Origin of the sequence: Paenibacillus sp. SZ31 (genome assembly GCF_012912005.1) — a bacterium.
In the GTDB taxonomy this organism is placed as follows: domain Bacteria; phylum Bacillota; class Bacilli; order Paenibacillales; family Paenibacillaceae; genus Paenibacillus.
Genome location: NZ_JABBEA010000004.1, coordinates 313,160 through 332,404, shown reverse-complemented (window position 1 = coordinate 332,404; position 19,245 = coordinate 313,160). Strand labels below are relative to the sequence as shown.

At 48.1% G+C, this 19,245-nt stretch carries 16 protein-coding genes; 9 read left to right on the top strand and 7 right to left on the bottom strand.

Annotated elements, in window-relative coordinates; all coding sequences use genetic code 11:
* Nucleotides 1-42: 42 nt before the first annotated feature.
* Entirely contained in the window at nucleotides 43-435 is a 393-nt protein-coding gene (locus HF638_RS11400) for a RidA family protein (protein ID WP_169480294.1), read from the bottom strand.
* Nucleotides 436-708: 273 nt separating this feature from the next.
* On the opposite strand from HF638_RS11400, the gene HF638_RS11395 reads away from it, so the two are divergent.
* Nucleotides 709-960 carry an RNA-binding protein gene (locus HF638_RS11395; RefSeq protein ID WP_062832925.1) on the top strand — a complete coding sequence of 84 codons (252 nt, stop codon included), beginning with the start codon at nucleotides 709-711 and terminating at the stop codon, nucleotides 958-960.
* A 64-nt stretch (nucleotides 961-1,024) separates the two neighbouring features.
* On the opposite strand, the gene HF638_RS11390 is transcribed toward HF638_RS11395, so the two are convergent.
* A complete protein-coding gene (locus HF638_RS11390; RefSeq protein WP_169480293.1) occupies nucleotides 1,025-1,945 on the bottom strand; it encodes an AEC family transporter in 921 nt (306 codons plus the stop codon).
* Nucleotides 1,946-2,067: 122 nt separating this feature from the next.
* On the opposite strand from HF638_RS11390, the gene HF638_RS11385 reads away from it, so the two are divergent.
* The 3 genes from HF638_RS11385 (at nucleotide 2,068) to HF638_RS11375 (ending at nucleotide 4,996) form a co-directional block, all read left to right on the top strand.
* On the top strand, nucleotides 2,068-2,586 hold the full coding sequence (locus HF638_RS11385) for a mismatch-specific DNA-glycosylase (protein WP_169480292.1): 519 nt from the start codon (nucleotides 2,068-2,070) through the stop codon (nucleotides 2,584-2,586).
* 255 nt (nucleotides 2,587-2,841) lie between these two features.
* Nucleotides 2,842-3,417, top strand: coding sequence for an RNA polymerase sigma factor (locus HF638_RS11380; RefSeq protein WP_169480291.1), 576 nt, complete (start codon nucleotides 2,842-2,844; stop codon nucleotides 3,415-3,417).
* Nucleotides 3,395-4,996 carry a DUF4179 domain-containing protein gene (locus tag HF638_RS11375; RefSeq protein WP_169480290.1) on the top strand — a complete coding sequence of 534 codons (1,602 nt, stop codon included), beginning with the start codon at nucleotides 3,395-3,397 and terminating at the stop codon, nucleotides 4,994-4,996. The genes HF638_RS11380 and HF638_RS11375 overlap by 23 nt, the downstream gene beginning before the upstream one ends.
* A gap of 177 nt (nucleotides 4,997-5,173) precedes the next feature.
* Here HF638_RS11375 and HF638_RS11370 read toward each other — a convergent pair whose 3' ends face one another.
* Nucleotides 5,174-6,235: a LacI family DNA-binding transcriptional regulator gene (locus HF638_RS11370; protein ID WP_169480289.1), complete on the bottom strand. Its 1,062-nt coding sequence runs from the start codon at nucleotides 6,233-6,235 to the stop codon at nucleotides 5,174-5,176.
* A 114-nt stretch (nucleotides 6,236-6,349) separates the two neighbouring features.
* On the opposite strand from HF638_RS11370, the gene HF638_RS11365 reads away from it, so the two are divergent.
* Nucleotides 6,350-7,669 carry a glycoside hydrolase family 125 protein gene (locus HF638_RS11365; protein WP_169480288.1) on the top strand — a complete coding sequence of 440 codons (1,320 nt, stop codon included), beginning with the start codon at nucleotides 6,350-6,352 and terminating at the stop codon, nucleotides 7,667-7,669.
* A gap of 313 nt (nucleotides 7,670-7,982) precedes the next feature.
* Here the strand turns inward: HF638_RS11365 and HF638_RS11360 are convergent, their stop codons facing one another.
* Entirely contained in the window at nucleotides 7,983-9,038 is a 1,056-nt protein-coding gene (locus HF638_RS11360) for a Gfo/Idh/MocA family protein (RefSeq protein WP_169480287.1), read from the bottom strand.
* A gap of 48 nt (nucleotides 9,039-9,086) precedes the next feature.
* Nucleotides 9,087-9,974 carry a sugar phosphate isomerase/epimerase family protein gene (locus tag HF638_RS11355; protein ID WP_169480286.1) on the bottom strand — a complete coding sequence of 296 codons (888 nt, stop codon included), beginning with the start codon at nucleotides 9,972-9,974 and terminating at the stop codon, nucleotides 9,087-9,089.
* Nucleotides 9,975-10,103: 129 nt separating this feature from the next.
* On the opposite strand from HF638_RS11355, the gene HF638_RS11350 reads away from it, so the two are divergent.
* The gene (locus HF638_RS11350) at nucleotides 10,104-11,003 is read left to right on the top strand and encodes an AraC family transcriptional regulator (RefSeq protein ID WP_169480285.1); all 900 of its coding nucleotides are present in this window, start codon (nucleotides 10,104-10,106) and stop codon (nucleotides 11,001-11,003) included.
* A gap of 253 nt (nucleotides 11,004-11,256) precedes the next feature.
* Here the strand turns inward: HF638_RS11350 and HF638_RS11345 are convergent, their stop codons facing one another.
* Nucleotides 11,257-11,940, bottom strand: a complete 684-nt coding sequence (locus tag HF638_RS11345) for a serine/threonine protein kinase (protein ID WP_105600832.1) — start codon at nucleotides 11,938-11,940, stop codon at nucleotides 11,257-11,259.
* 362 nt (nucleotides 11,941-12,302) lie between these two features.
* Between HF638_RS11345 and HF638_RS11340 the strand changes: the two genes are divergently transcribed.
* On the top strand, nucleotides 12,303-13,220 hold the full coding sequence (locus HF638_RS11340; protein WP_169480284.1) for a PD-(D/E)XK nuclease family protein: 918 nt from the start codon (nucleotides 12,303-12,305) through the stop codon (nucleotides 13,218-13,220).
* 167 nt (nucleotides 13,221-13,387) lie between these two features.
* Here the strand turns inward: HF638_RS11340 and ald are convergent, their stop codons facing one another.
* Complete coding sequence (gene ald / locus HF638_RS11335; protein WP_169480283.1) at nucleotides 13,388-14,521, bottom strand: alanine dehydrogenase; 1,134 nt, start codon at nucleotides 14,519-14,521, stop codon at nucleotides 13,388-13,390.
* 189 nt (nucleotides 14,522-14,710) lie between these two features.
* Here ald and HF638_RS11330 point away from each other — a divergent pair, with 189 nt between their 5' ends.
* Nucleotides 14,711-16,381, top strand: coding sequence for a PucR family transcriptional regulator (locus HF638_RS11330; RefSeq protein WP_169480282.1), 1,671 nt, complete (start codon nucleotides 14,711-14,713; stop codon nucleotides 16,379-16,381).
* A gap of 789 nt (nucleotides 16,382-17,170) precedes the next feature.
* Nucleotides 17,171-19,243 carry an nSTAND1 domain-containing NTPase gene (locus HF638_RS11325; RefSeq protein WP_169480281.1) on the top strand — a complete coding sequence of 691 codons (2,073 nt, stop codon included), beginning with the start codon at nucleotides 17,171-17,173 and terminating at the stop codon, nucleotides 19,241-19,243.
* The last annotated feature ends 2 nt before the right edge of the window (nucleotides 19,244-19,245 follow it).

Here is a 19,245-nt window from a genome sequence, read left to right as displayed (position 1 = left end):
CGCACAACGTATCTTGCGCTGGGACGTATGAGGTATTGTGGATCAGTTCGTATGTGCAACCGCACGAATCTCAATCAGTTGATGTGGGAAGGCGAGTCCCGATGTCCCAACCATCGTGACAGCCGGACGATGAGTACCAATATACTCTTTGTACACGGCGACACACGCCTCAAGATGCTCCTGCGGGTGAACCAGAAAAATCTCCAGTTCAGCAATGTTCGACTTGGTCACATCGAATCCTGCGAGCACACGATCCAAGTTATCCAGTGTCTGACGAACTTGTGCTTCAATATCATCCACACCAATAAACGTCCCCTGCATATCATGCGAAAATTGTCCTGCAATGTAGATCGTACCGTTAACGCTGTATCCCTGAGCAACGCTAAATGCTTCTTCCCACGGTACACCGTGGCTATAGATTTGAGCTGTAGTCATATGTTTCTCTCCTTTGGAATTCAAGATAAGGTTAGTATAAACGGAGAAAAACGACTTGGGCAGTACGCACTTTCATGACAGTGACTATCCACAAGGATAGCGTCAATACGGTGTTTGTAAGCCTTACGACTCATTGAAGAGAATCTTTATATCAGGATATTTAAGTTAGGTATAACTAACTTAAGTCCTATATCCTTCCACTAGAATCTGGGTAATAATTATAGTAGGTAAGTGAAATGGAATCTCATAACGTAACGATAGGGGGTAACCTGTATGGCATCCATGATTCTGCTGGTGAAACAGACGGAGGACGATGAGAAGGTTATTTATCGATTCGGACCGAATGAGCGAAAGATGGGGCTCATTGAGATGAATAAGATCAAGGAAAGTGTGAAGGAGCTGGAACCTGTTCAGGTGGATGGGGTAAGCCCGAGTTTTTTCTTTAACCGAGCCGCGCAGCGACTGGTACGATGTTTATTCAGGGAAGGCGGCAAGTTCCCGGAACGAACGACGTTTGAATCATAGTTTTAGCACTTCAAAAAAACAAGTCCACAACCCTGTTCAGGGGTCATGGACTTGTTTTTTTATTTCAGAACGTTTTGGCATAAGAGATCAGTGCTGTTATCGTAATGATGTTAAGTAGCGTCGAGATTAGTACCGTCTGGGCTGCAAAATCGGGTTCGTTATCGTATTCTTCCGCCAGGATGGATGCATTAACACCAGTCGGCATACCCGAAGCGATAATGAGTGCCTGTGCAGCGATACCTTCCAATCCAAGCATTAGCACAATTGAAATCCCGATGGCGGGGCCAATCAGGAGACGCAAAAATGTGCTAATATACACATCAAGACGGTATAGCCGGATCGGATATTTTACAATCTGTGCCCCGAGTGTCAACAGCGCCACGGCAACCATACTTTGCTGCGCATAGGTCAGCGGCATGGACAGGAACGTAGGCAAGGGAACCTTCCACATGTGAAACAGAATCCCCAGCAAGAGCGCATACGGAACGGGCATTTTAAGAAATCCAATAATCACCGCACGGTAATTACCTTTGAGCTTCGCGCCCTGAATGGACAACACGCCATAGGTGAATGTAAGCAATGCCTGCAAAGACATGACCAGCGCCTGAATGGAAGAGGCCAGTGGATCGCCGCGGAATACCAGGGCATTGATGGGCAGTCCATAGTTGCCTGCGTTATCCAGCATAATGCTGTTGTTGAAGGCAGCCTTCATGCCTTTATTCATCTTAAGTGAACGCGCAAATACAGAACCTACAATATAGAGAATCAATACATATATTGCGTAAAAGAGTGTCACAGTCCCGAGCAGTTCGCCGGACATATCTGAGTGATACATGCTCATAAAGACGGCTGCGGGGGTAATACAATAGAAATTGATTTTGGCGAGCGTGTACAAGTCCAGCTTGAACACCTTTTGCATCCAGGACCCGACGGCGATCAGGAGAAAGACGGGCAGGACGACTTCAAGCATGATGTCTGCAATCATCAGTTTCAGCTTCCTTTTTCATGAAAATTTCAATCCGATTTCGAAAATGCTTTGCTCATTATAACATTTTATACACACACGAAAGATGTAATTAGCTAAAAAAGATAAGGGGGATTCCCATTATGATTCCAGATCATCTGGATGTTGGTTTATCTATTCTGTTTATTGGCTTCAATCCGAGCATTACGTCTGGAGAGACAGGTCATCATTATGCTTACAAAGGAAACCGGTTCTGGCGCATTCTTGAACGGTCGGGATTAACCCCGCGTTTATACGATGCACAGGAGGATGGAGAGTTGCTGAAGCTGGGGTACGGATTCACAAATATCGTGGCCCGGCCCACTAAAGGTGTGGAAGATATTTCGAAGGAAGAGTATGCAGAAGGACGCCAGATTTTACGGCAAAAGCTGGAGGAATACCGACCGGACATCGCCTGTTTTGTCGGAAAAGGAGTGTACACCCAGTACAGCAAACGTGCCAAAGTGCAATGGGGATTCCAGGACGACCCGGTCGTCAAGGAGATTCAGGAGTTCGTCGCTCCCTCGTCCAGTGGACTCGTGCGGATGTCGATGGATGAGATTGTGGCGATCTATTCCCAGCTTGCTGATTTTGTTACGGAGAAGAACGGGGAGAATGAATAGGTAAGAAAGACAGGAGAGATAGGAGGTAAAAGGAAAAGGCTACCACCGAATGTGTGATTCGGGTTGCCATAAAATTTACTACGAAACCTTTAGAGAATATGCTATGGCAATAACATATGTGTATACAGAGTTCACCCAGTCGGCTTCGTCGATAAGGGCGAATTCTTTTTTTTGGATAAAGTGAGAGGTTTCGGAAACGTCTTCCGTCTATATAGTACAGAACCATGCATGGAAGCTGTAGAGAAGGGGGATTACATGACTCAACAGATACCGGAGGAGGAGCTTATTCAGCGCATTGTTGCAGGGGATAAGCAGTTGTTCTCCGTGCTTGTGGATCGATATAAAAATAAAGTCTACGGCATTATGCGCGGAATGGGCGCGAGTCATCCGGATGCACAGGATCTCGCTCAGGATACGTTTATTCGCATCTATCGTTATCTCCCGTCGAGGCGGGAGGAAAGCAGTTTCTCGTCGTGGGTGTATACCATTGCGGTGAATAGGATGCGGGATTTTATACGGGAAAAGAAACCCGTCATGTCTCCGGTCGATCAAGGGATCGAACCTGTCAGTAATGAAACACCGGAAAAACGTGTGCTACATAAGGAGATGCAGCGTGAAATATACCGCCAGCTCGAACAATTACCTGAATCGTATCGGTTGGTGTTATTACTGAAGTACACAAACGAGTTGAGCTATGAAGAGATTGCAGACATTACAGGCATGAGTTCAACCAAAGTGCGAAACGCCCTTTATCGCGGGAAAAAGACGCTGAGGAAGCAAATGGAACGCAAAGGAGGTTTAGCTACGTATGAAGCCTATTTCAAAGGATGAAGATCGGATGTGGGAGGAGCACCTGTTCCGTGAGGAGCCGGATGTAGATTTTACGCTTAAGGTTATGCAGAAGCTGGATGGCGTGTCCATGGAAAGTGGCGAAGCTGAAAGTCCATGGTCGAGAAAGGTGCCCAAAACAAGATGGATATACCGGACGGGGATTGTGGCTGCGGCTGTGCTCCTGTTTGGAGGAGGTGCATGGCTTGCTTGGGATCGGACAAGTGCACCAGAGGAGCCCGTGGTGAGCGCTGTAAATATTCCTCGTTTACCCGATATACCAGTACCTACGGAATTAAGGGAAGCATTCCTCACTGAAGATTATAAGCGATTGAAGCCATTAGAGCTTGTGGTTAATCCGAACATTAAGATTGAAGATCAGGGATACACGTTCGAGATCAAAGATGTGTTTGTAGATCGTTCACAAATTGTGTTTTTAACAGAGCAAACTAGCCCGGACGACATCAGGATACCAGTTGTTACTCCAGAAGCAGGGAAGATTCAAATTACAGATGTACACGGTAATTCAGTTGCTGTCCCTGTAGTGGATCCCCAGCCTAGTGGTTTAAATTATCGAAAATTCGTATTTCAATTAAATGATGTTATTCCAGATCAGATTGTCGTACGCGGAGAATTAAACTTTCTAAAAATACCTGATTATTATGACGCGGGTACTAACACAATAGTGAAAAATAATACAACAGTAGATTGGAGTTTTCAATTCAACATCGACATGACAAAAGCAAAAGAAATGGCTACTATGACTCCTATGAATAACACGTATACCACGCCGGAGGGGTTAAAGCTAGACATGACACAACTTGTGAGAACGCCAAACGGGACCCGCCTTGATGTGAATGTCAGTTTAAATGATCAACTGCAGGCAAAAGTGAGTGAGGATTGGAAGGAACAGATGGATATCCTGTATCACATCGAAATTCCTGAAACCAACGAGTATAGAATATTTAACGGAAGCAGGCCTTACACTCGACAGGCAAAGTTCAGGCTTCGTGATCTGAGTGAAGCGAACGGAAATGGCGGTTGGTTGAAACTATCGGAGACATGGGACCCCGCATTTGTGACGGTGGACGCGAAGAATATTCGCTTTGTATTAGATGGCTACACTTTACCGGTAAAGGAAGAGAAGTCTATCGAAATTGATCTTGAACAGCTCCCTCTCACGACCACCACATTTGAGCAATCAGGTGACAGCATCGTTTTGAATGGGTATAACTTTGATGCAGAAAGAGGGGTTTATATTCCATCGGGTAGTGGAACCGATGACCAGCATTCTCTTGTATTGTTAGGAAGTGCGGAGTTCTCCAACGAAATTGTCGGGGACAAATGGGTGGCGGTTGATCGTGAAGGGATTGAATATCCCGTTTCATTTCTAAATTCATTTAAAGAGATAAATAATGACGAAAAATATGTTACAAGTGATCTCAAATTAATGGTTCATGGACTCTATCAGAATTCTGCTACCAAGTTCACCTTGAAACGAACGGTTGTTCATCGTGAGTATCGTGATGTGAATTGGGAAGTGGGCCTTCCATCGTACAGTAGTCTGCCTTGGCTGAAGTAACTAATAATATCAATTTATACTCAGCCATGAAATAAATGAAGCTTTGAATGGATGGCATAAGTATGGATCAATAGATTGGATTCTAGATGTGTAGATAGGCATATAAGGTATACGAAAAGGCCCTGCATAATGGTATGCGGGGCCTCTTTCTTATGCAGAGGGGTTATGCTTTCTGAATTATGCCGATTCCCTTGGAATTAACGTAGTCGATAACATAACCGTCTCTTTCGGCGTTCCGGGGCGTTCAATCCGGCGCTGCAAAGCCTCGACGGCTCGCTGTCCAAGTTCCTCTTTGCACAGATTAACTGTGGTTAGAGGGGGAGACGATGTGACTGCGGAGTGTACATTGTCAATACCGATGACAAGGCAATCTTTAGGTGTAGAGATACCCATCTCCTGTAATTTGTGCATCCACTGCAAGGCGATATCATCATTAACACCAATCCAGGCATCGGGACGTTTGTCATCTGGCATATTTTGAATTGTGGTAGCCAGCTGGTTAACCCATTCCCCATTTTCATACGGAATGTTCCATTCTCTGAAGCTGGTCGTATGACTGGTGTCCACATGGAAATGATTCAAAGCCAACTCAATCCCGATTTTCCGCTGGGCGAAGCTCGCAGCACGACCATCATCTGTGATGAGGCCGATCCTTCGGCAATTCATAGACATTAGATATCTAGCCACGGTGATGCCAGCTTCCAGATTATCATGGCTGATCGTATCACAATTAAGCAGGGGTTCCTGATGATCTACCAAAATAATAGGTCGACCCGTCTGAGAGAGTCGTTGCAGAACCGTATGAGGGAAAGCCCCCATGACAATAATCCCGGCACAACGTTCCCAGTCCAAATGAGGAGCAATAGCTTTTTCGGGAGAGATGTTCTCGTCCGTCACTCCCAGTGAGGGAGATACAATGGCATGATGCCAGCCACGCTCATTACATGCTGAGATCATACCTGACAGAACACGCTGCCAGTAGTGGGGTTCACCACGGTTAAGTTGATTCATGCATATGAGAGCAAACGGTGGATCGGACGGATCTGCATGGTTTGCAGCAGCAGGACTATTGTTAGCCCCCGGAGTACTTTGGCGATATCCTAAAGCCCGAGCGAGTTCGAGTACCCGTGCGCGTGTCGCTTCACTGACACCCGTCTTGCCACTGAGTGCACGGGAGACGGCATATTTGGATAATCCGAGCTGGTCAGCCAGCGTCTGAATGGATACTTTGCGTGACATATCATTACTCCTTCATTTGACGATCATCTTCTGACACAGTACACTTACAAATAATAATGTTATTATAATTTATCATAACAAAAATAACAATAGAGTTATAAGGAGACGACATCCATGGAACAGTTCAGATTACCGAAAATCCCTATGCCACATTTGGAATTGCCACAAGCTGTGCAGGATATTCTGACTGAGGCGGACGAGCGTTTGCAACATCGACCGAGATTACTGGCGCAGTTTCGAAATTGTTTTCCGAATACACTGGAAACGACCACGAAGCTATTAGAGGATGGAACAACCTTTGTAATTACAGGGGATATTCCCGCGATGTGGTTAAGGGATTCTGTAGAGCAGGTCATGCATTATGTTCCGCTTGCGAAGGATGACGAGAATTTACAACGTATCATCGGAGGGCTGATCAAAAGACATACATTCTATGCTGATAAGGATATCTATGCCAATGCGTTCAATGAAACGGCGAATGGATGGCATTGGGATGCCAATGATGAGACGGAGATGTCACCTTGGGTGTGGGAACGGAAATTTGAACTGGATTCCCTCTGTTTCTCCATGAAGTTGGCTTATACATATTGGCGGGAAACGGAACTCGCGGATATATTCGATGAGCGCTTCAAGAAAGTGATGGAGAGTATCGTACAACTATGGGAGACAGAACAGCATCACGCAGAGCAATCACCTTACCGGTTCATGCGGCGTAATTGTCCAGCTCATGATACCCTGCGTAATGAAGGATTGGGTATGCCAGTGAATTATACGGGCATGATCTGGTCTGGATTCCGTCCGAGCGATGATGCCTGTGATTTTCATTATAATATTCCGGCGAATATGTTCGCTGCGGTAACCTTGCGGCAGATGGGGGAGATCGCGAAGTGGGTGTTCCGGGATGAACAGCTGGTGAGTCGAATGGCTCGTTTGGAAGAAGACATACGACATGGCATTTCTCTGTACGGTACTTACCGTCATCCAGAGTATGGACAGATCTATGCCTATGAGACGGACGGTTACGGCAACTTTTGTCTGATGGATGATGCGGGTACACCTGGCCTAATGTCCATTCCGTATATGGAGTATGCTTCGATTGAAGACATGGTGTATCAGAACACTCGTCGATTCATTTTGAGTAAGGAAAATCCGTTTTACTATGAAGGGCAGGTAGCGAAAGGCATTGGTAGCCCTCATACCCCTCCGGGATACATTTGGCACATGGCGCTATCCATGCAGGGCCTGACCGCAGACAATGACGAGGAGATGCTGGCGATGATTGAATTGCTGGAAAACACGGATGCAGGTACTGGATATATGCATGAGGGCTTCCACGCCGATGATCCAAACACGTTCACCAGACCATGGTTTGCTTGGTCCAACAGTCTGTTCTCGCAACTGGTGTATAAGGCAATGAAGAAAGGAATTCTATAAAAGATACATTTTTTAAAAAAGTGTTCTTACTGCTCGTAAAGCGGCAGTTTCGGTTACGAATCGTTCTTTTGATCGCTGTTATCCCCGGATTTCTTGATCGACTTTTGTAAAGTCGAAATCCGGGGATAAAGGCGACCGCGTTACTTCTTCAGAATCGATTTCGTTCCCTGCACTACGTTTACTATCGAGCGCGACTGTTTTTTGAACGACATCTTTTTTTAGAATTAGGGGAGTAGGTAAAAAAACAAGAAAGCCCAAACTGCTGAACTTTGCAGTTTGGGCTTTGTTTAATATGAAAAACACAGGCGCTTTGCTATGTGTTTTTTAGCAGATCGGCGATGAACACTTTCTGCCCTGTGCGTGCGCTTTCTAGGGATGCGAGGACCATAGCCATGCTGAACTGGTTATCACTGCAATCGGTCTCAGGTAATCGTCCGGATTCCAGTGCAGCGAACATGTCTTCGAGGCAGCCGTGGTGTCCTGTTTTCTCCATGATCGGCAGTTCCGCTTCAATCCGCTTACTTGGCTGGAAAAAGGATGGTTTGCCGTCAGCATCCAGGCTTTGCGCAGCAACCACCTCAGCGTAGATATCGTCATGACCATCCCAGATGGCGGTTCCTTTTTCACCGATTACGCGCCAGTTTGCTTCCCATGATGTGGGTACACCCTCTGCACACCAGGACCCCCGATAGTTGAACACAGACCCGTCAGACATCTCAAATATACATAAAGCCATCGCATTGCCCTGATACCAGGAACCTGGAGGATTGAAATCATGGCAATATACTGAGATCGGGTTGGCTCCAAGAATATATCGTGCCTGATCAAACGTATGTATCGCCATATCGAGCAGCAGTGGACTATCCATCAGGTCTCGGAATCCGCCGAAGTGTGGCCCGAGGAAAAAGTCGGCCCCTGCGTAACCTACCTGCCCTATAGCTCCGCCGGAAATGAGGTGCTGGTAGGCGCGGATACGCGGATCGAAACGGCGATTCTGCATGACGGCTTGAATGTGTCCTGTACTGCGAGAGGTTTGCACAATATCTGTGCAATCGGAGAAGGACTCTGCCAGTGGTTTTTCACCAAATACATGACATCCTTCCTTCAGCGCTGTCATGGCAATGCCGTAATGACTCGCCGGAATCGTGACATCAAATACGATATTTGCGCTGGTAGCTTGGATGGCCTCACGGATATCGGTGAACGTAGGGCAGGTGAGGCCGTGTCTTGTAGCAAAAGCAAGGGCTGTCTGTTCATACAGATCGACCAGTCCCACGATTTCTGTATCTGGCCTTTGCAAGGCATAGTCCGCCCACGTGTTTGCCATGGCACCGCAGCCAGCAATAATTACCCGATAAGGATGAGTCATGTTCTCATCTCCTTCGCATGGATTCTGTTATACAGCTCGCATGGTTTTCTATACTGGATTGGGTACAAAATCGCCGCCGCGGCACTGTTTCAAATATCGTAATGCATGCACCTGTCCGGTCATTTCGAGTTCATCTTTGTACACTGGATCATGCCAGCCTTCGATATCAATTGTGCCTTGATAACCGTTCTGACGCAGAATGGTGATGATGTCTGCCCAGTTGCTATCTCCGAAGCCTGGGGTACGGTGCCAGACAAATTCACGTGGGCCATGCACGCCGTATTCCTTGACAATATCCCAGGCAATCGTGGCATCTTTGCCATGTACGTGGAATACTTTGTGAGCCCATTTGCGCAGTTGTGGAATAGGATCGATCAGGCTGGACATTTGATGGCAAGGCTCCCATTCCAGTCCGACATTGTCATCTGGAACAGCGTCGAACATCATCTCCCAGGCCGTCGGGTTATGGGCAATATTCCAGTCGCCCGTCTGCCAGGTTCCACCCATATCACAGTTTTCAAAAGCAATGCGTACACCCCGGTCTGCTGCCCGGCGTGCCAATTCACCAAATACTTCCTTGAACCGGGGGATAGACTCGTTAATGGGTTGATCGGTCAGACGTCCGGTGAATCCAGAGACGATATCTGCACCGAAGAGCTGTGCATTATCGATAACCCGCTCCCAGCTTGCCAGTGTATCGGCGTTGTCTCCGGCTCCTGTGAGCGGATTACCAAATACACTCACCGCGGAAATGACAATACCTTGTTCGTCCACGATTTCACGGACACGTTTGGCTGTCTCTGCTAGGTCCAGATCACCAGTTGTTTGCCAGAAGGTGAGGTTAAATGATTCGAAGCCGTATTGCATGATCTGCGGGATAACGCGGACGGCGTCCTGCCCGCCTACAAGGGTACCGATGCGTAATGATTTATTCATGGTTGTATTTCACTCCAATATTGGCTTATAGTACTTCGTGACACACTCATTATAGCCGTGCATTAGCGGGATGGCTCTACACAATCTTGTGTAATATTAGTCGGATCTTGTTCAGAGGGGGGAGAAGTCGTGCTAGATCTGAAAGCGCTTCACGAAAATACCCGAATTGATCATAAATCACACCCATTTCAGCTGTTCCGAAATCGGTGTTCGGATATGAAAAAGGAAGAATGTATTCTGTATTTGCATTGGCATGAGCATTTTGAACTGATTGTCATGCGAAGGGGCAGTGCGTTGTTTCATATTGATAGCAAACCTTATGTGGTGCAAGCGGGTGAGGTCATCATCATTCCGGGAGGAACGTTGCATGTCGGGTATGCTCTGGATGATGGGGATGTGGATTATGATTCCGTTGTGGTTAACCGTGCATTGTTCCATGATTTCACTCATGATCCCGTACATGAGCAATATGTCGCGCCGTATCTGGAAGGCAGGGTGAGGTTTCCGGTCAAACCGGCAGAGGAAAATGCAGCCTGCGCAGGCTATTATTCTTTGCTGAATGAGGCTGTGGAGGAAATGGCGTTACAGCCCCCGGCTTATCAGCTCGTGGTGAAGTCCAAACTGCATGCTTTGTTTACCCTGCTTGCGCGTACATTTATGCCGCAGCAGTTGCCGGATAAATCATCGGGCGGATCGTATTTTCCCAACCGCGAACGCTTCAAACAGTTGATTGCACAGATTGAAGCGGACCCCACAGGTAAGATGTCTGTTACGGAAGCGGCAAGCCATGTGGGACTGAATGCGTATCACTTCTGCAAAATGTTCAAAAAGCTGACCGGACGTACCTTTGTGGAATACGTAAACGGGTGCAGGATGGGTGAGGCAGAACAACTATTACAAAACAGTAGTCTGACCATTACGGAGATCGCCGCCAGAGTAGGGTGCGACAACGCGAACTATTTTACGAAACTATACAAACAATACAAGGGCATGACTCCTTCCCAGGGGCGAGGGAGAAAAGAAGGTTGAGCACAGCTAGCTTAGCAGTGCAGTGGTCTCGAATAAAATGTCCATAACGATGGTTGTAACTATATGCAACTCGCAATCACAACTGTGAGCAGAAACAGAAGCAGAGCACACGGCAGTGATTGCCGTACTAATCACCATACCCATACTCATACTCACATCTATGAAGAATAACCCGGATAAGGCCAACTCAAGGCGTTCATCCGGGTGGTTTGGATTCAATAAAACAAGATAATCATCTATGTGTACAACGTACTCATTTCATAAATCTGGAGAACAGACGATTGGCTTTCTTGGCGAGGTCGTCCATTTTGACATTGGCATGATCGAGCTGATTGTATCCCCATTTGATCGTTTGCAGCATGCGTGGAGATATGGGCGTACCTTTGATCCGTGGATAGATGTTGTGATAAGCCCAGACAAGATGCTCCCAGCGATTGTCATTGCCGTCCTGAATGTACTCGGATACGTCGATCACTTTGCCGCGTCCGTTCTGAAGAATTACATTTTTTAGATGGATGTCGCGGGGGTTCAGCCCACGGCTGCGAACGGCTTCTCGTGCTGCGTCCACATCGAGCATCACCTGCTCGGGGACGGGGATTCCTTTTTCCAAACATTCCAGCAGGGTATCTCCGGGTTCAAAACTGATCACGAGAACGTTCCGGCCGCTGCCGTAATAGGTAGGGAAGTATGGCAGGCCTTTGAGCTGCTCGTATACCTGTTTTTCATTTTCGAGTTTGTCCAAGGCATGATCCGAGTACATCTTGAAGGCATACTGCGGCAAGCCGTCATACGTAAATACAGCCGCATCCGTACCTGTGCCAATGCAATTCAATCCTTCTACATCGCCGATGATGTTCACGAGCTCATTCCGGTCGCTTCCGATGACTTGGATCTGTTGTAATGCTTCTTCCGCCTGGAACCAATCCGGTCGATTCATGGGTGGTGCCTCCTTTTAGGATATGCCTGTACGATTTTTTTACATGAAATTTTGTCTAACGAACCGAGTAAGTCTTATTTCACGTTTGTGTGTGAGATTCGTTAGCGCCGGGCTCGCGCTGGACCCGTAAGACCCGTACTAGCATCCCGGATTCGCTGCCCTCTACATAAGTATATTATGCGTTCTGCTCCGCAATTTCATCTTTTGGTGATGTTACTATATAAACGATACGGATCGAATCGGAAACGGTTGCGTCAGAAGAAAATAACGGAAGCGCGCTTGCGGCAATGTTGCCCGGGCTTTATACTGTGAGCATTAAGGGATCTCATGCAGATCCGGCATACAGAAAGGCAGAATATCTTATGGCACAATACCCGCAGTGGTCTTATTCGCAGTCGCGGGCGAGTATGTTCGATGAGTGCCTGCGCAAATATTATTATCATTATTACGGTGCCCATAACGGCTGGAAGACAGACTCTGCTGATGAGATGCAGGTTCGTCTGTACCGTCTGAAACAGCTTAGCAATCTGTACCTTGTCTTCGGGGACCTTGCGCATCGGATGTGTGAGTCGGCGGTACGCAGCAGGGAAGAGGGCAAAGATAAACCGCGTGAACACTTTTTGGAACAGACGATACGCAAGCTGCTGAATCAGGCGTATATGGAATCGATGGACGCGGATCAATGGCGGCTGAACCCCAAGAACCGCACGATGTTGTCCGAGATCTATTACGGGGATGATACGTTGAATGACCGGATCGCCACGATTAAGGAGCGGGCTTCGGCCTGTGTTAGTAACCTGTACCAGACGCTTACGTGGGAGGACTTGTCCCGGGCAAGTACGGACATTCTGGAGATTGAGAAATGGGATACCATGATGCTGCATGATACGCGCGTGTATGTGAAGATGGATTTATTGTATCGACGCAGTAACGGCAATATTGTCATTGTGGACTGGAAGACGGGCAAGGAAGATGACTTCTCGGATCAGCTAATGCTGTACGCATCCTATGTGAGAGAGCACTACCGGGTTCCCTTGGAGCAGATTGAGCTGCGAGTGGAGTACCTGTTAACCGGGAAGCATCGAGAGTTCACGGCCACGGAAGAGGATATCCGGAAGGTGGAGGAGAACGTGGGTCGTTACATCGAGGAGATGCGATCCTGCGTGGAGGATGAGTATTACAACCGTCCCAAGGACGTCAACTATTTCACGGCGATGCCATCGCACCGGTCCTGTCGGGATTGCAACTTCCGCGAAGTATGTAGCGAACGGACGGTCTAGAGCGCCAAAACCAGAAGAACATACGTAAGGCCTTATACCAACGAGCTATTTCATATGTGAAAAAAATCAAGAAGCGCAAGCCGGGGACATCATCTGCCCGACTCGCGCTTCTATTGCGTTCCACAGGCCTGGCGACAAGGCGCCGAGGTGGAACGATCCTATCAAGATCACTGGACAGCGGCGGTATTCTCCAGCGCCTGTCCTGCAGGAACATAGGCGTGCCCGAGATCCCGGGCAACCGCCTCATACGTGATGTGTCCATTCAGTGCGTTAACTGCGCTGCGAATGGACGAACTGCCACGAATCGCGGCGGCTGCACCGTGGTTCGCCAGCTGCAACGCATAAGGCATGGTGGCGTTAGTCAGCGCCACCGTGGACGTACGCGGCACGGCGCCTGGCATGTTCGCCACCGCGTAATGCACGACACCATGTTTCACATAGGTCGGTTCATCGTGGGTCGTGATATGATCAATGGTCTCAACGATCCCACCTTGATCAATCGCCACATCCACAATGACCGAGCCCTGTGCCATGGCCTTCACCACCTGCTCGCTGACAAGGGTTGGCGCTTTGGCGCCTGGAATCAGCACCGCACAGATCAACAGATCTGCCGCCGCAACAGCTGAGGCAATGTTGGACGGGCTGGATACCAACGTGTGGATTTGATTGCCAAAGATATCATCTAACTGGCGCAGACGATTCAGATTCAGATCAAGGATGGTCACATCTGCTCCAAGACCAATGGCAATTTTGGCTGCATTTGTTCCCACCGTTCCGCCACCAATTATGACCACTTTCCCTCGACTGACACCCGGTACACCGGACAACAGAATACCCTTGCCACCTTCGGTCTTCTCCAGTAGCTGTGCTCCGATCTGAGATGCCATGCGTCCTGCGACTTCACTCATAGGTGTGAGCAGTGGCAGGGTATTATTGACCTCCAGCGTCTCATACGCGATGGCCGTTACCCGACTTTCAATAAGGGCTTTTGCAAGCTCCGGTTCCGCTGCGAGGTGCAGGTAGGTGAACAGAATCAGCCCCGGACGAAAATATCCGTATTCACTGGCAAGCGGTTCTTTCACCTTGATGATCATATCAGCCTCTGCCCACACGGACTTGGCATCATTCCGAATGTCAGCGCCCGCAACTTGGTATTCATGATCGGTGAACCCGCTACCGATCCCCGCGCCTTGTTCAATCATCACCTGGTGACCGGCTCTGATGAAATCAGCAGCCCCGGCCGGAGTCATTGCTATACGATTCTCATTGTTTTTGATTTCTTTGGGAATTCCGATTCTCATCACCATGCACCTCGTCCATTTATTGGTTGTTAGCTTATACTACAAGTTTATGACTTGCATAATCGTTTTGCACCTTACCCGATGTCTAATTTTTAGGGAACCAACTCAACATATTGTCGAAAAAGACTGTTCAGGACATTTGTCCATGGATTATAATGTAAGAAAAAATAACACAAAGAGGGATCGCCATTGCAAAATGACCGCGTGTTTACGATCAAAGATATCCTTGCACGTCCGGTATTTGGCCGAGCAAGACTAACGGCAGGGAAGGATGGAGTGAACCGTCAGGTTGGCTGGGTTCATGTATTGGAGATTACGAATGTATCTCCATTCGTAAGCCCCCATGATCTTATTTTATCCACCGGACTGTGGCTTCAATCGGAAGAAGGGCGCGAAGAGTACCTGCTTCAGCTGATTGGCAGTGAGGCAGCAGGGCTGTGTGTGGAGTTTGGCACTAGCATATATGGAATCCCGGAAGAACTGATTGAACTGGCGGACAGACACCAGTTCCCGCTGATCGTATTTGAACAACCGGTTCGTTTTGTGGAGATCACACAGGATATTCACTCTCTGCTCATTAATCATCAGCACCAGCTGCTGAAAAGTCTGGAGGCTTACTCCCGTCAGCTTCAGCAGCGAACATTGCAGAGTACGGATATGTCTGCTGTGCTGAACCTGCTGCATGAGTACGCTGCAAAACCAGTGGTGTACATCTCGTCCATGGAGCCGGGCAGTTATGTGCCCGAACTGGCTCCAGAGATGGAACAGGCCATTTATACCTGGTATGAACAGGAGGTAGAGCACCTGGATCTGAATGATTCGGATACCGAATTATGGTTTCACATGGACGAAGAGAAGGTTCTACTGTGCCAACCGGTCGTCTGTTTCGGACAGGTATTCTCTGCTGTGGGCATGATCGTGCATCCGTCCGCTCCAGTAGAGTATCTCAAGTTGTTACTCGACTATACGGCAAAAGCGGCGGCAGCGCTCACGCTTCGTTCCCAGTTCCTTGAAGAGAAAATGGTCCGCAATCAGAACGAGCTGATCCAGGATCTGATGAATGGCAACATCCATCAGGAGGAACAAGCCCAGACCCGAATGGGACTTCGTTTGCTGGTGAAGGGACAGTACTGGTTTGCGGGAGGGGTTATCGAGATTGAGCATCGGTTGAAGGGTACAGGCCGGGAGCGAATGGAAGCCAATCATCAGGATATTCTTGTCCTACTTCGTTCCCTGCTCAAGAAGAACAATCTGCCCAGCCTGATTATGCTGAAGAATAATCAGGTGTATCTATGTTGTGCGAAGGAAGCAGTGACTGCTAATACGCGTCATCAACTGCTGCGCTTGCTGGAAGGAATCACGCTGGATGTAAACCGGTTTGCCAGCCGTAACTTGAAACAAGTCACCATCCATGCGGGATTTGGCAAGTTACGCAGCCGTTTGACCAGCTTGCCTGAGAGCCTTCAGGAGGCCTATCAGGTAATCGAAGTTTCGAGATCGGTAGATCAGATGGAACATGTCCACTTTTACGAACGTATGGGTATATATCAAATGTTAAAAGCCTTGCCCCAAGCCTTCCTGCAGCCCTTTGTCCAAGATCATCTGGGTGTACTGATTGAACATGACCAGACGAATCACCTGCGATTGGTAGAGACGCTGGATGCCTATCTGCAGAATTTTGGTTCCAAACGGGATGCTGCTGCCCAGTTGTTTGTTCATCGGCAAACGCTGTATAACAGACTGGAGAAACTGGAAGAGCTGATGGGACCTGATTACATGAGTCAGGAGAGAAGAATCTGTCTGGAGATGGCGCTACTCGCGCATGCGATGATTGAGAATGGACAATGGCAATCCTCTTGATGGGGTGATATAAGATGTAAGAAAGACTGTGCATTAAGCTTGTACTACCTCGTGCACAGTCTAGCAGTTTTTGTTGATCCGCCGAGTATGTTGTAACGAGGCGGGAAGGTGTTGCAGGATAGGAGTGGAGCGGCGTCCCCGATATAGTTTCGTTTGACCGGAGGATGGTGCCAGTGATAAAGAAGAAGGAGCAGCCAGCCGATATGGGGGTGTTGACCGGTCGGAGCGTCCTTCCGGTTCTGCCTCATGGGCTGTCATTGAAATACCGCTTTGGAGCAGCCATTCATTAAGTCGTTTGGGATTGATTCCGAGTTGTCCGCTCAGATTACAGATATCGAGGTTTATTCTCACACAAATCCGCCTTTCCTGGAATATCGGGCTGGTAGTAGGGTTTGAAAGGGAAGCATGAATTCGAGATCAGTAAATGCTCATGTACATGTTGAGTGTAGCTTGATCGGCGGAATGATCCATTATGATAAGAAGTAGCGCGGAAACACTTATGTATACCTTGTTATACGTTTTCAAGTCCGCTGTATTGAATATTTCCAATAAATTGGCTTTTAACAAGATTCTATCACTTCACATGCATCTGCGCGTCTCAATATAGTCTCAATTTTGTGAGAAAATAGAATCAATTTCATAATACCTTCAGCTGCTTCAATCAAAGGTAGATAAGATCAAAACGATTCAATTTGTCTATATCTAGCTACTAAATGGATAGTTTACTGAGTTATGAAGTTGATTCAAAAAATATATTAAAAGTACCAGTATCTAGTACGGAGGACATATATGGGAAACAGTAGTGAGGCACAATACGACAAATATGCTAAGGATGGGAAACGTTTCGTTGGTCGAGCCAAGGAACTGACGACACTGGAGCAGTGGTTCGATCATCCGGAAGCCCCATTAACCATATTTTCAATTACGGGTATGGGAGGCATCGGTAAATCTTCCTTGCTTTCAGAAATGTTATCCATATCTCGGGATCAAGGTGCAACGGCAATATGGATGGACGGCCGATCATGCGGTGCGACCCCTTCCGTTTTTATGGATTATTTGTCCTCGACTTTGGGTTTGGAAACAATGGATCGTGAAGATTACCCGCGACCGCTAAGCTTGCTGAAAGATACTTCGGTCGATAAACGATTGGTCCTGGCAGTAGATAATTATGAAGAACTCGCACTGCTGGAAAGTTGGTTCATGGAAGTCTTCATATCCAAACTTCCGTTAAGAGGCATACTTGTTGTTCTTGCATCACGTCCGGAAATGGCATCCACCTGGCGGACACATCCCCGATTGCATCGGCGGTTTGTACCGATGCGGCTTCAACATTTTACCGTCGATGAGATTACGGAGTATATCACGGTGGCAGGCTCTCTGAATCAGGGCGTGGCAGGCACCATTACGAGAATGACTGATGGGCATCCGCTGGGTCTGGCCCTTGCTGTGGAAGCGGCGGATCAGAGACGCAATCTTCCTCATGCCGAATGGGCAGAGCTGTCGCATATGATCAGTGCCCGATTACTATTGGAACTTACGATTCCCCGTCTGCATCCTATGGTGGAGGTATTAACACTGGTTGAGACAGCGAATCAGGAATTGTTATCCGCTGTATTGGATATGACTGTGACGCAAGAAGAGTTTCACATGCTGAGACAGATGTCTTTTATTCGTTCCGACCCGGATGGTCTTGCTATGCATGATATGGCCAGGGTGCATCTGCTACGGGATTTTCGCCAACGTGAGCCACATCGGTTGCAGACGATGCGTATCAAAATCGCCAAGTTGCTGAAACCACTGCATGAACAGGCCGGGCTCCATGAGCGTCGCCAGATCGCTCGGAAGATGCTACTGCTCTGTCAGGAATCGATGCTGCAATATCGCAAGTACGCGGATGTGTCCCGTGATTCCTTGTTTTCGCCTCTTGAAACGATGAGAAAAGAGGAGCTGCCTGCTTTGCACAGATTGTTACATCAATGGTGCGAGTATAGCGTGGAACCATGGCAGGCTGTGTCCTACGGCCCCTTCCTGGATGAACTGGCGCACCGTCATCCCGAAGGGATCGTATTGATGCATGACAAGCTTGGAGAGCCAATCGCCATGTTCGTTACCGTACTTGTACATAAGGATAGTAGTGAGTTGCTCCTGAAATATTTTCCGAATGAGATGCATGAATGCTTTACGCCACAGGAGCTTGGGAATGATCCCGATCAGAGTGATACGCATTTTGCTTGGTTGGCTGCGGCGAGAGATGACATGCCTGGTTACACACGAGAAGAACTGGTAGGGTACATGGTACTGGACCGCCTGTCTCTACTGGGCGATGGTGCGAGAGTGATGCTGGTTGCAACGAATCCTCATCTGAAATTATTCTTACAGAGCATTGGATTCCAGATGCGAGGAACCCGGACCCGTGCCTGTGACAGATATGAGGACCAGGCGGATGTGCTCGATTTGGATTTGCGTAGCGGGCAATTCGGAGCGTGGGTCATGTCCCTGCTTGATCCAGAACCGCAAGAGAAACGGATACAGCCGGGAACAAAATCGGAATCGGATCACGTAGGCTGGACTGAACAGGACGTTCGCAAGATGCTGGGACACCTTCGTTCCCCGGGAGAATTACATGAATACGCCGGCAGGGTTACAGGGATAAAGGATGGAATTCACTTACAGCTGTACGTCATGGATCTGTTGGAAGGCAGGGTGCAGGGTCTATCTCCACAGGATCAGATGTTATTATACGCAGCCTACTGGACGCATGCTGGCAATCCAACTGCCGCAGCCCAGACATGTTCCATGAGTCGGGCCACATTCTATCGCCATCTCAGAATAGCGCTGACTCGCTTGGCACGGATCTTGTAGGG